Annotated in this window: 10 protein-coding genes and 1 pseudogene; 4 read left to right on the plus strand and 7 right to left on the minus strand. The window is 58.6% G+C overall.

What is annotated here, in order from left to right:
• Positions 1 to 66: 66 nt before the first annotated feature.
• On the minus strand, positions 67 to 840 hold the full coding sequence (locus tag G6K99_RS18770) for an amino acid ABC transporter substrate-binding protein (RefSeq protein WP_113110284.1): 774 nt from the start codon (positions 838 to 840) through the stop codon (positions 67 to 69).
• 272 nt (positions 841 to 1,112) lie between these two features.
• Here G6K99_RS18770 and G6K99_RS18775 point away from each other — a divergent pair, with 272 nt between their 5' ends.
• Positions 1,113 to 1,319: a hypothetical protein gene (locus tag G6K99_RS18775; RefSeq protein WP_174197460.1), complete on the plus strand. Its 207-nt coding sequence runs from the start codon at positions 1,113 to 1,115 to the stop codon at positions 1,317 to 1,319.
• Positions 1,320 to 1,742: 423 nt separating this feature from the next.
• Complete coding sequence (locus tag G6K99_RS18780; RefSeq protein WP_244631567.1) at positions 1,743 to 2,408, plus strand: DUF6030 family protein; 666 nt, start codon at positions 1,743 to 1,745, stop codon at positions 2,406 to 2,408.
• Positions 2,409 to 2,422: 14 nt separating this feature from the next.
• On the opposite strand, the gene G6K99_RS18785 is transcribed toward G6K99_RS18780, so the two are convergent.
• Entirely contained in the window at positions 2,423 to 2,563 is a 141-nt protein-coding gene (locus tag G6K99_RS18785) for a hypothetical protein (RefSeq protein ID WP_156461709.1), read from the minus strand.
• Positions 2,564 to 3,659: 1,096 nt separating this feature from the next.
• Here G6K99_RS18785 and G6K99_RS18790 point away from each other — a divergent pair.
• Positions 3,660 to 4,340 (plus strand): sugar transferase, encoded by a 681-nt coding sequence (locus G6K99_RS18790; protein ID WP_256413911.1) that lies wholly within the window; start codon positions 3,660 to 3,662, stop codon positions 4,338 to 4,340.
• 85 nt (positions 4,341 to 4,425) lie between these two features.
• Here the strand turns inward: G6K99_RS18790 and G6K99_RS18795 are convergent, their stop codons facing one another.
• The 4 genes and pseudogenes from G6K99_RS18795 to G6K99_RS18810 all read right to left on the minus strand — a co-directional run bounded on the left by G6K99_RS18795 (position 4,426) and on the right by G6K99_RS18810 (position 12,326).
• Entirely contained in the window at positions 4,426 to 6,663 is a 2,238-nt protein-coding gene (locus G6K99_RS18795; RefSeq protein WP_174197462.1) for a glycosyltransferase family 4 protein, read from the minus strand.
• Positions 6,660 to 9,893 (minus strand): glycosyltransferase, encoded by a 3,234-nt coding sequence (locus G6K99_RS18800; protein ID WP_244631530.1) that lies wholly within the window; start codon positions 9,891 to 9,893, stop codon positions 6,660 to 6,662. The genes G6K99_RS18795 and G6K99_RS18800 overlap by 4 nt, the downstream gene beginning before the upstream one ends.
• Positions 9,894 to 9,945: 52 nt before the next feature.
• Positions 9,946 to 11,112: pseudogene (locus G6K99_RS18805) on the minus strand (glycosyltransferase family 1 protein); the annotation flags it as partial.
• A 71-nt stretch (positions 11,113 to 11,183) separates the two neighbouring features.
• Positions 11,184 to 12,326, minus strand: a complete 1,143-nt coding sequence (locus tag G6K99_RS18810; protein WP_174197464.1) for a glycosyltransferase family 4 protein — start codon at positions 12,324 to 12,326, stop codon at positions 11,184 to 11,186.
• A 216-nt stretch (positions 12,327 to 12,542) separates the two neighbouring features.
• Between G6K99_RS18810 and G6K99_RS18815 the strand changes: the two genes are divergently transcribed.
• Positions 12,543 to 14,216 carry an FAD/NAD(P)-binding protein gene (locus G6K99_RS18815; RefSeq protein WP_174197465.1) on the plus strand — a complete coding sequence of 558 codons (1,674 nt, stop codon included), beginning with the start codon at positions 12,543 to 12,545 and terminating at the stop codon, positions 14,214 to 14,216.
• A 4-nt stretch (positions 14,217 to 14,220) separates the two neighbouring features.
• Here G6K99_RS18815 and G6K99_RS18820 read toward each other — a convergent pair whose 3' ends face one another.
• The gene (locus tag G6K99_RS18820; protein ID WP_174197466.1) at positions 14,221 to 14,952 is read right to left on the minus strand and encodes an MOSC domain-containing protein; all 732 of its coding nucleotides are present in this window, start codon (positions 14,950 to 14,952) and stop codon (positions 14,221 to 14,223) included.
• Positions 14,953 to 14,980: the final 28 nt, after the last annotated feature.

The raw sequence follows: 14,980 nt of genomic DNA on the forward strand, positions 1-14,980 counted from the left end.
CGATGGTCGCCGAGCGCTCTGATCTCAATACATATGGCGCAGTTTCAAGAACGGAACAGTCCGTTCTTACTTCGAGACGTCCTGACCGAAATACTTGTCAGAAATCGTCTTGTAGGTTCCGTCCGCCTTGATGTCGGCGAGCGCCTTGTTGATGGCTGAAACCAGCTCGTCGTCGCCCTTGCGAACGATGATGCCGGAGAAATCCGCATCCGCCTTTTCGGCAACGATCTTCACGGGAGCCTGAGGCTGCTTCTTCTTGAAATCGAGGAAGGAGAGACTGTCGTTGATCGTGGCATCGGCGCGGCGGGTCAGAACCAGCTGGATCGACTGGTCAAAGCCGTCGGTGCCGACGAGCTCTGCTCCAGACGCCTCGGCCAGCTTGCCGAAGTTGCTGGTCAGCGACTGTGCCGACTTCTTGCCCTTTAGGCTTTCGAACCCTTTGATCTCCTCGTCATTGCTGCGAACGATCAGCACGGCCTTGGACGCGATATAGGGGTCGGAGAAGGCATATTTCTGCTTGCGGGCTTCGGTGATGCCGACCTGATTGATGACGGCATCATAGCGTTTGGCATCGATGCCAGCGATGAGGCCATCCCACTTGCCTTCGATGAATTCTGCCTTCACGCCAAGCTTGTTGGCGACAGCCTCGCCGATCTCGACGTCGAAGCCGGTCAGCTTGTTGGCGCTGTCGTGGAAAGTGAAGGGGGCATAGGTGCCTTCCGTCCCGATCTTGATCACGCCGGCGGCCTTGATCTGGTCGAGGTTTTCGCCAGCGACAGATGGGGTGATGGCAACGGCCTGCAGCATGGCGGCAGCAGCGATGGATTTCAGCCAGTTCATGGTCATTCCTTTCGGGCATCAGGCCTGATGGCCTTTCGATGCGGTGTTATCTAGGAAAACCTGTGCTGTTGGAGGAGAGGATCGAGCAAATAAAACAGGCAAATGAGATTATTTTGCTCATTTTTCTTCGCGCATGACCCGACGCAACCACGACACAGCCTTCGCGCAGGATTTCCGGCAAGACGCCATCGTGCCGCAATCTGCTGTCCCGGAAGACCCGGGCGGAACCCTTGCGTTCTCTAGCTGTTGTTTCGCCGAACAGGAGCAACATCATGACCGACGAAAAACGCGACGTAACCGGCAATGAGGAGGCACAGGCGGAAGGGAGCCCGCAGGGCGAGCATAGCCCGGAGCGCGAGCAGACGGCGAGCGATTCAAAGCCTCATAGCAGCTCGCCGCAGACGTGGTCGGCCGATCACGGCGGAGGTGTTTCGCCGCCAACCAGCAAGCCGGTGAGTTCAGACGATAAGGCGGATTAGGCGTCTGAACATCTAAAGCCTTCGAACTGTACCAACGCCCTCGCCAACGGATTTTGGCCGGAGGCTGTGATGAGCCGCGTCTAAGCTCGAATCATTCTTCGTTTAGTAGCAGCTGAATAATAAAACGCCTCTAGCGTGCGCTGCGGTAGCGAGATATTATGCTTTCCGTTAGCGCATGCGCTCGGGTCAGTGCCAACGTAATATTAGAATAATAAAACGATCGATATTGCCATTTTTGTAAATAAGAAAGTCGGGTTCGCGCAATTCTAATGCACGCCAGATTGTTCTCAGTTTTTATTTCCTAAGGTCCTTTCCTGTTTTTTGCAGTGCTCACGAGGTTTTCTTGGCTTGAGCAGATATTACAACGATAGGCGGTTTGCGGAAGGGGCAAGGCATCGGGGGCCGGGAGGTCTCGTCGTGTTCATGCTCCTGTTCGCCGCCTTCTCAAGCGCAATCGGCGCAAGCCTTCTCCTGTCCAATGATCACATGCGTCTCAAGCTTTTGTTGCTGCGGCTGGGTTTCCAGCAAAGCAGCGTTGCGAACCTGAGCGTGCCCTTTGTCAATGCACAGTCCGCCGCACAGGCAAGCATGGGGGTGTCGGTGGTCTTTGCAAAGAAAGCCCGCCTTTTGACGGGCCGCGCCCCGATACGTGCTGACGAGCAGTGCGCTACTCTTGCAGCCCTTGCCGAGGTAGAGCCTGTGTTTACCCGCGAAGACGGTGGCGCCAAATGGGAATGCAGCTATCTCGTGACGGGAGCGGATTTGGGACGTCAGTCATCGATATTCGTCCAGATCCGGGGTAGGGAGGCTGTAGGGAACGCGACATTCCGGCTGAAAATAAGCTTCGGAACTTTGTCCGAACGGGAAGCGCTCGCCTATCAGGCGTCCGCAATTGCAGCACGCTTGCTCGATCTCGATGCGTATCTGTCCATTTCGCTCGGAGACGCCTTGGCGCGCGGGCAGGATTTTCGCAGAGAGATTGCGGCGGCAACCATTTCATATAAGCGGGAAATGCTGGATGAAAGTCGATACAATCTCGTTGGAACGTATCCGCTTCCGAAAGCCCCTGCTCAGCAAGTCACAAACTGAGTTGCGTTTCATATCTACTTGATACTTGCCGTGACAGTCGTGTCGTGAGGCGTGCCGATGTGCTCGGCAATCTGGCTGATACCCTGGATGATGACAGCCCAGAGAGCAATGGAGACACCGAAAGCAAATGACAGATTTCTGAAACGACGCGACATTTTTCCCTCACAAGATGAGGAATATGTACCGCACAATAGTTCGAATACAGTTAGTGTGATCGGTCAAATTGAAGCGAACTGTAGCGCCGCCGATCGACCATGAAAACGCTCGCCGAGAAACTTCGCGCTCAGAAAATCGGCGGGTAACAGACCCTGACGATTTCGATCTGGCGCGGTTCTCGGTAGGTGATCTCAAGCAGTTCGCATTCCTCTGTGACGTAGCTCGAGCGTACAAGATGTGTATTCGGTTGCGTCTCGTTATACCTCGACCGCTGAATGATATCCGCCGCGTATGCCGACGCCCCGAGCGAAGCTGCGAGGAGTAATGTCGCAATAGTTAACTTCGAGATTACGTGTAAAGCGGCCATCTCAACCTCTCCAATCACCCGTACTTTGCGTCTATATCTAGTATATTCTTCAGATTAAAACGCAAGACGCAAATAACATCACGCCGAATGGATCGTAGCTGTTGGCGAGTGATGTGACCGTAGTCCTGGAGTGCTGCGGCAAGAGCCTGATTGTAGGTCGGAGCGATCACCTTTTCTGGTGATCATTTCAGAGCGCTTGCCGTCGCTTTCGACGCTTACGCAACCTTTCTGTCCGTTCGGAAATCGCAGGCAGATCTTGCCGTTGTCGATCTTGTACCCGATCGTCTTACCCGTTTTTTAAGTATACCCGTTCCCTTTTTTTGCAGCGTTCCCCGAACCTTCGCTCATGCGCCCGGGGATTTCTGCTTGGAAGCGACGCACATCTCGGTAGGTGCATACTGTGCGGGAAGCGACGAAATTATTGCGGCAATGATAGCTAAAACTGTGCAACGCATAATTTGATCGATCTCTCAAGTCGTCGACCGCAAAATATCACGGTTCTCTCGAGCGAACCGGCGGGTTTCGACGCGTGTTGCTGCGAATCTACGTATCAAATCTAATTTCATATGTAATAATAAAGCAATATTGCTTGTTTTATATTTAACCATTTATTAAGTTCCGGGCTGACTCGTGTTTAGAATCGAGATATGGAGTATTGATAAGACGATCATATATTAACTCTCGTATATTGGATGGTTCCCTTGAGTGCTGTGGAGCTGGTGGTACAACTGGATGCTAGTGAGTACCTCGCCGGTAGTTCGGCGAATGATAATTATAAGCTTACATATAGTGATCAGCCTGCGGCTTGGGAATTTGCGGCCAAGCGCGCAGTCGACATGCTGATATCCCTGATTGCCCTGGTTACGCTTCTTCCCCTGTTCGTCCTGATATGCGCGATCATCCGTGCGGAGAGCAGAGGGTCACCGCTGTTTTCCCAGATCCGATGGGGGAAGGACGGTCGCAAGATTAAAATCTATAAGTTCAGATCGATGTTTACCGACCGGGGAGATGTGTCTGGCGTCGCACAGACAACTCGGAACGATCCCCGGATTACACGGGTCGGCCAATTCATTCGCAAATCCAATATCGACGAACTGCCGCAACTCATCAACGTGCTCAAAGGGGACATGTCTCTTGTCGGTCCGAGATGCCACGCCGTCGGCATGCTTGCGGCCGGCGTTACCTATGAGGAACTCGTTCCGGATTATCACCAGCGACACAGCATGCGGCCTGGTCTTACCGGGCTGGCGCAAATGCGCGGCCTGCGGGGGCCAACGGATCGTGCTTCGAAAGCCCGGGCTCGCATCGCCTGCGATCTCTATTATGTTGCCAATTTCTCGATCTGGCTTGACGTCTACATCATCCTCCAAACCATCAGGATGGAACTGACGAATGGCAAGGGCTTCTAGGCCAACCGTTCTTCGAACCGATCCAGTAGCAAACGGCGGCACACTGGTGCCGCCGTCGCTTGTTTGATATTTCGGCGGTTGGGTCTCAACCAACGCTGCCTTGGATAGCCGACGACAGTCCGGGATCTACCGCTCGCCCACCGAGAGACACGCTGCTTGCTAGCAATCCGTTCTGACAAGCCCGTCCGTCGTCCCATCCCGGATGATTGGCGATCGGGTAAAGGCAAATCCCCTCGAACGGGACACCGGACTGCATGGCACGTTTTGCCTGATCCGAGACATAACGGTACCAAGGCCCACGCCGCTCATCCTCGATGCCGGTTTCTGCAATCAAAATCGGCTTGCCATAACGCGCGTAGGTTTCGGCAAGGATCCTGCTCAGCGGCTTGTAGCTGGGATGACCGATGTCGATCGGCGGCCCGCCATGGATCCATTGGTTGTTGAAATAGTAGTTGACGCCAATGATATCGAGAAACCGCTCCTGACCGCCGATCTGCGGCCACATTCGGCCGGCGATGAGGTCCCATCCCTGGAACTGCGACTGCCTGTGACCTTCGGCAACGCCGGACTCGAATGGTCTCGATTGGTCCGCCACGACATTGATAACCGGATCGCAGTGAACGAAGCGCGCGCGGGGGTCGACCGAGAGGATTTCCTCCATGGCAGCGATTGCGGCCCGGGCAAGCTGAACCTTGAGCTCGAATCCTCGACCACGCGCGAACGGGTTGAGATAGGCGGCATCTCCGCCGCCCCACGAGAAGAATGAGATTTCGTTGACGGGGCAGTAGAACGGCACTTCGCTTGTGTTGTCGCGAACCAACCGTGCGCAGGCGCCGGCGAAGGCTGCAAACCGATCGACGAATTGCGGCGACCAGATATCGAGATCGTCAGGCCATCCGTAGTGTAAGAGGTCCCAGATGACCTGCGTGCCGGTTTTCTGCGCGGCTTCGATCATCGGCAATACGCTCGACCAGTCATAGGTCCTGGACTTTTCGATCAGATGCCAGCGAAAACCATCGCGGACCGTACGGATTCCAAGTCCTGCAAGCTGACGATAATCCTGCTCCGCAAAGCGATCGTGCTCGATTGCCGCAATCATATCCAGGCGTCGACCGGTTGTTTCGCCGTCAGCGGGACGTAGCCGATGCGTCGAGCATTCGAAACCGCCCATCAGAAACGATTTGAAGATGCCGGTCGGCCCCTGCGGCGATTTCTCCGCAAGGACGTCGCTGAAAAGCTGTGTCCACTGCGGCAACACGGCCTCGATCGAGTAGCTCGCCTCGACCTTGCGCCGCAACGCTTGTCCGAGAGAACGGCGGAAACCTTCGTCGCCCGCAAGTAAGCGGATCTTGTCAGCGACGGCGGCCGGATCGTTATAGGGCACGAAGAGGCCGGAGACCTGGTCGTCGATCTGCTGCTGGGCGCCGTTTTCAGGTGTTGCGATGACGGGCAGGGCGGCGGCACCTGCCTCGGCAATGACATGCGGCATGCCTTCGCCGCGCGACAGCCAGACAAATATGTCGAACGCCGACAGAAGCTCGGCCACATCCTTGCGATCGCCTAAAAACGTGACCCTGTCTGCCAAGCCCAGCCGGCGGGTGAGATCCTTCAAGTGATCGGCATAGTCCGGCATGAAAGCATCGGGTCCGCCGACAATGACGAACTGCGCATACGCATTATCTCTGACGACCAGTGCGGCGGCATGGATGAAGTCCTCGACATTCTTTTTCGGATCCAGCCGACCGACCCAGCCGATGACAACCTGCTCATCCCGGAACCCAAGCTTTGACCGCATGACCGAGCGGTTCGCCGAATTGAACTCGGAGAGATCGACCATCGAGGGTATCTCGAGCGCGTGCTGCTCGCGGCCGGGCATTCTTGACGCAGCCGCGTCGCGGATGGAGCGGCAGACGCCGACATACCGGCTCGTGAGGTGTTTCGGGCCAGCTTCCGCCTCCGAAACAAGACCGCCATGCTCGATCAGCGGGGGGCGGAGATGAAGCCGTTCGAGTGCCGGATAGATGTCGGCAACGTTCTGGCTGGAAACGACGATGTCGTATCCAGGAACCTTGCCGGCCAGATAGCCAACCGTGTCCTCGAAGGACAGATCGTAAGGCGTCGTATCGACATCGACCCCGAGCGCCCGCAGCTGCTCGTGGGTCTGCTCCGGCATTCCGGGCTTGCGGAAGCAGGCAACGACGTCGATCCGGTAGAGATCAGGATCGAGGTTTCCCGCGAGGAGCCGCACTTCGGTCTCCTCGCCGCCGACCACCAACCACGCGAAGACGAACAGAATCCGTACAGGCTGAGGTTCAGGTGTCATTCGCCCACCTTGAACACAACCTGCAGGAATTCCGGACGGTTTTCGATCAGGTCCGTCAGGAAGGCCGGCGCGTCGTCCATCGGAATGACGTGGGTGATCATCTGCTCGCGGATGATGTCGCCATGCGTCCGGAGAAGATCGACCGTTGCGCGGGCAAGGCGGCCGCGGTTCCAGAGCGCACCAAGACCACGCGGAACGCGGTTGATCTGCGCGCAACGGATGTTGAGGCCGTTATGGTGGAACTCTTCACCCAGCCGCAACTGATCCGCGCCGCCCTGGTAGAAGGCAAGGTCGATCACCGTGCCTTGAGGCCGCAGGGCTTTCAGCGCCGTGTTGAGGCTGCCTGAATACGCACGTGTCTGGAACACGAGATCTGCACCGCGTCCCATCGCGCCATCATGCCAGCGGGCCTTGGCATGCTGCCACGCGTGCTCCTCGGTCATGGCCTGAAGGCCCATCGCTTCCGCTTTTTGACGGCGGAACTCCGATGGGTCGGTCACGATAACTTCGGACGCACCCAGGGATTTCGCAAACAGGGCAGTCATCAGCCCCACTGTTCCGGCGCCGATCACAATAACCGGGCGATCCTTCACGCCTGCACCGAGGAAAGGAACGTGAGCTCCATAGGCTTCGGCATCGGCGTGCAGAATGCCGTTTGCGGCGATCGGTCCCATCTGGGCGACGAGGACGCCGAGCACGGGATCGATGTCGGCTGGTAGCGGCACCAGAAGATCGTGGAACGGGTTGGCCGTGTGGCCCGATTTATGGCCGTAGGCGGATGCGACCACCTCGCCTTGCGCAAAACCGCCTGTGCGCGACTCTGAGACCCTGGCAACTTCCATGTAGCCGAGGAACGGGACCGGATAGTGCAGGTCCGGTTCGTTCTCGATAAACACCCCGCGCTCGCCGTCAAAGCGCGAGCGGAAATAGGGATTGGTGTTTTTGAGGAACGTCAGTTCGGTCCCCGCGGAAAGACCGGTGTAGAGCGTGTCGAGCCGAACCTGGCCATCTCCAGGAGGGCCTTCCTCGTATTCGAAGAAATAGGACCGCCCGGGGGCCTCGACGCCGAGCGAGCGGATGATCCGGTGGCCCGGTGCCAAGCCCGGCGCGGGTGCTTCCGGCCGAGGCTGGGATTGCAAAGGCAGAGGCTCGGGCTGCCGCATCTCTGGCGGCGCGATCGAAACCGGCTTGCCTTCCTGCACAGAGGCAACGACAGCCAGCGCCAGCCGGTGCGTTGCAAGGGCTTCGGAATAGGGGCAGCGGATCCGGTTTTCCCCGCCGCGAACGGCATCGATGAAGTCGCGGTCTTCGCGCCACACGGGGTCGCCGTCTGCGCCACGGACCGGCCGGCCTCGGCCGACATCCACCATGATGTCGCGGTCGGTAAGCTCGATTGCGAGACGGTCTGCGAAGATGTGAAGCCCGACGCGATGGCTCCAGCCGAGAAGGCAGGTGGAGGCAACGTTTGCGACGACGCCGGTTTCGAATGTCAGAGCGGCCGTCGTCACGGTGGGCACGTCGAGGCCCGGAAATTCGGGCCTGTCCGTGTGACCGGCACGTCCGTAAACCTCGGTCACCTCACCAACAAGAAAACGCGCAAGGTCGAGAAGATGGGTCGCCTGCTCCACCATCTGTCCGCCGGACTTGTCCTGCTTCCACCACCACTGCGGCGGAGGCGTGCTATCCAGCCAGTAGCCGGACAGAAGCTGGGCGGGATTGTCCTTGAGGAGATTGCGGGCCTCATCGACGATGTCGAGGTAGCGCCAGTGGTAGCCGACGCCGGTCACGAGACCCTTCGCCGTCACGGCAGCCGAGATCTCTTCGGCCGTCTCGATGTCAAGCGAAACCGGCTTTTCGACGAAGAAAGGAATGCCGCGCTCGATCAGGTCCCGCTCCGGTTCCCCGTGCGCAAACGGCGGCACGCAGACATAGACGGCGTCGGGGCGGACGGCGTCCAGCATGTCGCGGTGGTGGGCGAAGGATTTCGCTCCGAAGCGCGCTGCGGCCTGATCGGCGCGGCCGATATCCGGATCCGCGAACCCGACGAGTTCCACATCGTCGAAGCCGGAGATGACATCGAGATGGCGGTGCGCGATACCTCCAACGCCGATAAAGGCGAGGCGTGTCTTCTGCATGGATAGGTCCTTTTGCATGAGATTGGCAGGCTGGGAAATGAACCGGTCGTAGACCGCTCTCGTTTCCCTCGCCATGCGATGTGCGGAAAAGTGATTGTCGAAGCGGACGCGCGCAGCCTCGGCGACATGCGCAAGTCTCTGCCGATCCGAAAGCGCCGCGATGACGACAGAGGCCATTGAAGCGGAACTGCCGGGTGTGGAGAAAAGTGGGTGGTCCTCCCCGAGCGCCTCGACGGTGCCGCCGATCCGGGTGGCAACGACCGGGCAGCCGAGCGACATCGCCTCGAGCACCGCAAGCGGCAGGCCTTCGAACAGCGATGGCAGAACGAAGAGGTCGCCAAGAGCGATGATGTTGGCGACATCCGGGCGATGTCCGGTGAATCGAATGCGGTCGGAGATGCCGAGCTCATCCGCTAAAGCCCCGAGCCTCACGCGTTCCTCGCCGGATCCGACCAGAAGAAGGCACAAGGAGGGGTGCGCCTCCAAAATCTGCGGCATGGCTTCGAGGAGGGTCTTGTGATCCTTCTGCGCGGTCAACCGTGCAATGGTCACGAGCACGATCTCGTCACGCACATCGAGGTCGCGACGAAGTGCGTCGCCTGTTGCCGTCTGCTGCGGCACGAAGATACCGTTGCGGATAACCGTCAGTCGGTCGGGCGCAATGTGCCCGCGAAAACTGTCCCGGGAGGCTTCCGAAACCACGACGTGATGGGCGACATCCCGCGTGCGTCGCTGATACTCGTCCTGCTGGTCGCGGTCGGTGAGGAGATAAGGAAGATGCTCCGTGCGAATGACCGGGATACCGGCTCGGTTCGCGGCCTCGACCAGCGCGTGCCCCTCCCATCCGATCCCCGCATGGACATGGAGGAGGTCGACATTGCTGCTGGACAGCCATTGAGCAAAGTCATCGACGTCATCCGCAAGTTTGATGCCGAGGCCGAGACGGGCAGCGCGCGGGAGCAATCCTGCCCGGTCTTCCGACAACAGCGCAATGAACACATCAGCCTGCCCGCACAGCCCGCGCGCCAAGGCAAGCATATGCTCGCCCATGCCCGATGGGTCCAGGCTATCCGTCGCAAGGACTATCCGCGGCATCCTAGTCACGCTCGGAATGCACCAGAATGTCGTTTTTGCCGAGCAGCGCAGATGGCAATGGAGGATCTACAGCCGTCTGGTCGACGATCATCGCCATGCTCTTGAACGTGGCATCCCAGGACGAGCGCGCGAGCATCCTGTCAACCGCTTCGAGCCAGGACGTATCGGCGCGGGCAATGGCAAGCGCGGCATCGCATCCGCTGACGAAGCTGTCGGCATCGTCGGCAAAAAACACGCCCGGCGTATCACCGTAGGTACGAACGACGTCTGCAATCTTTGTGCTGACGACCGGTCGCCCTGCCGCCAGATATTCAGGCGTCTTGGTGGGGCTGATGAAACGGGTTGCCTCGTTGAGCGCAAACGGCATGAGCGCCGCATCCCAACCCGCCAGATAGGACGGCAGGTCGGCATAGGACTTGTGCCCGAGGTAGTGAATATTGGCCGCGCGAGGCAGATCGGACGGCGATATCTTGGCGATCGGACCGAGAAAAACGAAGGAGTAGTCCGGTCGCGCTGCAGCCGCTGCGCGGATCAGGTCGAGATCGAGGCGTTCGTCGATGACGCCGTAGAAGCCTAACCGTGGGTGAGAGATCTTTGCCTGATCGCTTGGATCGGCAACCGAGTTTCGTGCTGCGCGGAAATGGTGCGAATCGACACTGGATGGGAAGGCATGGATGTTGTCATGCAGATCGCGCTTTGCCTCGTAGAGGCTCACCCCGCCGGTAAAGACCGCGTCCGCGCGCGCCATCAGCGCGTTTTCCATATCCTTCAGCTGAGGCGGCGCAAACTTGAAGTTGGCCAGCTCGTCCATGCAGTCGTAGACAACCGCCGCCGCGTCCACATGCTGCGCGAAGGAATACATCATCGGCGTGTAGAACCAGAGTATCGGCCGCCGCCCACCGTGAAGCAGGATGAGATCGTCGAGCAGTCGGCTAAGCGCCCGATCCCGCTCGGCTTCGCTCCACCAATGCGGAACTCTTGGCCGGATCGCCTTGACGGACGTATCGGCGAATGGGTGAATTTCCAGGTAGGCAAGATGATGATCGGTTGGAATGAATTCCTCGAAAAAAAAGACCTGACGATCCTGAGAGAAGCGCTGCATCAGGTGCTGCGGACGCTGCAGGACAAAGTCCCAGCGCAGATGCGAGAAGCAGATGAGCGGCGTATCGATAGGCAGGGAGGCATCAGGCGTTTGCGGGAAGGAATTCAGAACGTTCATCAAGCACCTCGAAACAGATGCCGCCAAACAAAGCCTGGACAGCAAAGTTCCGGACGCTCATCATAATTCTGTTACCTGTCGTTCATCAAATCTCGCAGGCGGCTGATGCTATGCTGCCACGTCCAGTTTTCCAGCACTGTCTCGCGTGGTTTCATCCCGTCGGCGAGCCCGAGCAGATCCCGGATACCGTCGTGAAAGTCCTGCTCCGAAGCCATTCGGCCCGTCTCCGGCATAATGTATTGTAAACCGCACCGAAGCGCGCTGTTGGCGAGGACGGGAATGCCGGCCAGCATATATTCGGTGAGAATGGCAGGTGCTCCGTCGTCGACGCCGCAGACGACGCCGATCCGTGACTGGTTCATCAACCGGTTGACGTCGTCGAAGGCTATTCCCGGCGGCTCAATGAAATCGACATTGATGCCCAGCGCGTCCGCATGGCGCCTCAGCTCCGGTACGAGTTCTCCGTAACCGAAGACGCAAAGGGTTCGCAGCGACCGCGGTAGCTTACCCAGCGCTTCGAAGAGCATGTCGTGGCGCTTGTAGGGCTGGGCGGCGGCCACATAGATCACATCATAGATCTTCGGAAGGTTCAGCGGCCGGAATGTCATCTCGGATGCGAATTCGGGTCCGATCGGCATCACGACTGTGCGCATGTCAGGATGCCGGGCGCGAACAACCTCCGACTGCCACTCCGCTCCCGTGATCACGAGATCGAAATGACGGCTGACCTCGAACGGCACGCGAAGTGCCGGAGCGTCGATGGAGTTGTAGATCTTAAAGCTGTCGCGGCAGGCAAGCATGATCTCCTCGCTCACCCCAAGTCCCCAGACACACAGTATGTCGGGAGCGCCGAACGCCTCGATATGCCCGAGCATGTCGTTCGAGGCAAAGGGAGCCTCCGGACCGTTCATCCGGAATGAACGGCGCACCAGCGACGGATTGCCGGAACGCCACTCTGGCGGAGGATCACCGCCGCGCCTATGCGTCCAGATTTCCGCGCAATCGACCAGCCCGTCCTTGAGGGCTGCGAGTGGAAGCCGCTCGATATAGCCGCCGTCGACAACCACGTCGTTCGTATCCGGAATGGACAGGGGAGGAGATCCGCGTGAACCTGATGACCATAGCGTTTCAAAGCTTCGAGGGGACGGGAAGGCCTCGTCGCTCCAGCTTCCATCCTGAAAATCACTGATGACGACAATACGCCGTGGTCTCATACACTTCTCTAATCATTGACACTGAAGAACGGGATGGCGATGTTCGACGTCACAAACTTCCGGAAATGGGAACGGTTCCACTGTCAGGCAGACATACAGCCGGACCTCAATTCTGACGTGGAGCGGCGATCATTGCGTCGTGACGGAACCTCGAGGCATCAGCCTTGTTGGCGCAGTCTCCAGACTTTCTGGTTCCTGTAAGGATAGATCGGGCATATGGCATTGAGAGTTGCAATCATCGGATCCGGTCCGACCGGCATCTACACTCTGAAGGGCCTCATCGGGAAGTCTGAACCGCTTGAGATCACCATCTTCGAAAGCGACGCGGAACTCGGCAAGGGAACCCCCTATCGCCCCGATCTTAACGATGCGGCGATGCTCTCCAACATTGCCAGCATCGAGCTGCCGCCAATCTGCGAAACGTTGACCGAGTGGCTTCGCCGTCAGACGGATATGGAGTTGCAGCATCTCGGCGTCGAACGCGATGCCATCAGCGAGCGGGAGTTTTATCCGCGCGTGGTTCTGGGAGAGTTCCTGCACGCGCAGTTTCAGCAGCTTCTGAATGCCGCCACCGCCAACGGCCACGCCATCCACCTCAAGGCGCGGCATCGTGTCGTCGATATCGAGCTGCGCGCAGACGATATCCGGTTGAGCGTAAAAGCCTTGGACGACGAACCGGCGGAATTCGGTTTCGATCACGTGGTGATGGCAACGGGCCACGACTGGCCGGAGACCACCGAGGTGCGGCCCGGATACTTCATCTCGCCCTGGCCGGCACCGCTTCTCAAAACCATTCCTCCATGCAATCTCGGCATTCTGGGCACGTCGCTGAGCGGCATCGATGCGCTGATCACCGTCTCGACTGCGCATGGTGCCTTCATGCTCGATGGGCAGGGTGATCTTCAATACGAGCCCCTGCCGGGAACCGAAGCCTTCCGCGCAACGATGATGTCGCGCAAAGGGGTGCTGCCAGAAGCCGACTTCTACTGCGAGATCCCGTACCGCCCGCTGACATTCTGTACCGAACCGGCGATCGAAAACGCGATCGCCACGCGGAAGCTCGATCTTCTGGATGCGATCTTCGAACTGTTCAAGCAGGAGCTGGTGGCCTGCGATCCGGACTATGCAGCAAGCATCGGCCTGTCGCTTCTGACCGTTGAGACGATCGCGCCCGCCTATTTCCGCGCTCGGGAAACCAACGACCCGTTTGCCTGGGCTGCTCGCAACCTCGCCGAAGCGGATCTGAACAAGAAGCTGAAGCACACGGTGGAATGGCGCTATGCCATCCTGCGGATGCATGAGGTGATTGCGAAGGCGATACCGCATCTGGACGCTGATGACCTCAAGCGGTTCCACAGTCACCTCAAGACCGTCTTCATCGATGACTACGCGACGGTTCCGCATGAATCGATCCGCCGATTGCTCGCTCTCCATCGCACCGGCAAGCTTGAGATCGTAGCGCTCGGAAACAGCAGCGAGATCGACAATAAGAGCGTCGAGCGCGGAGCTGTCGTTCGCACGGAAGGCCGGGAGCTTCGGTTTGAGGCTTTCATCGACGCGACAGGACAGCACGAGCTGTCGGCCCGCGACATTCCGTTCCCGACGCTCGTTGGCCAGGGTGTCGTTCGAAAAGCGGCAACAAAGGCTGCGTTTTCTCTTGATGGCGCCGAGCAGGAGATCGTCCGGACAGGAGGGATCGATCTCGACGACGATTTCCGTCTGGTGTTCGAAGACAATCTCTCGAACAACCTCTACTGCGGTTCGATCGCTTTTCTGCTGCACAAGCTTCCGTTCGTGCAGGGAATCACCAGCGCACGCGATATCGGCGAGGTGATTTCGAAAGCGATCCTGAAATCGAACGCGCCGCCTCTGATCATCGCGCAAGCTTAAGGCGTCAGCCCGTCACGATCTCGACCGGGTCACCCAATGTCAGCTTCCCGGATATCTCGACATCGCCGTAAATGCCGAAGTTTCGCTTGTTTTGTCGCAAAAGCGAGCGAAGCACGTCGGGGTTTTCGGGAAGCCCGGGTTGCGCGATCAGCGTCATTCCGCACCGCTTGGCTTCTTCGCAGATGTGGATGGTCGCTTCTCCCATCTGCATCCGCCTTCCAAGCCATGACTTCTCCTCAAAGCCCTCGGCCGCAGGCGTTCGCAGCACGACGTTGGGGCGAAACCGGCGGCTGTCGATATCGTCGGTTCCGACGATCGTGGACAAGTGTCGAAGGGAGTTGGTCGTCACGAGATGGACCGGGCTCACTTCATAACGGTTGACGGCCGTCTGTGCATCGCCGGTCGCGGCATAGGGACGCGTTTCGACCTCGAAGCCGAAATAGAGGGTCAGCTTCGCATCGGTATCTCTCTCTCCGACACGCAGCCACTCCCCATCCGGAAATCCGATTTCAGGCCGGTCTCGACCTGATCTCGAGTGGAGGAAAAGTGCCGGTTTCCAGCGAGATTCTTTCTCGGGCGCCGCCGGATGGCCGGACTGCGCATCAGCAACGCACCATGAACGATCGCCCTCAATTCCGTCCGTTCCCAGCTCGACGGAGGTCAAACGCTCGCCACCAAGCGAGCTTACCGGGTAGCGCCAGATCTCTTCGATAGTTCCAAATTGCGGCGGTGCCATTCATTCCCTCGTCAATGCGTCTCAAGGG

The organism is Neorhizobium sp. AL 9.2.2, from assembly GCF_013317225.1.
Taxonomy (GTDB): domain Bacteria; phylum Pseudomonadota; class Alphaproteobacteria; order Rhizobiales; family Rhizobiaceae; genus Neorhizobium; species Neorhizobium soli.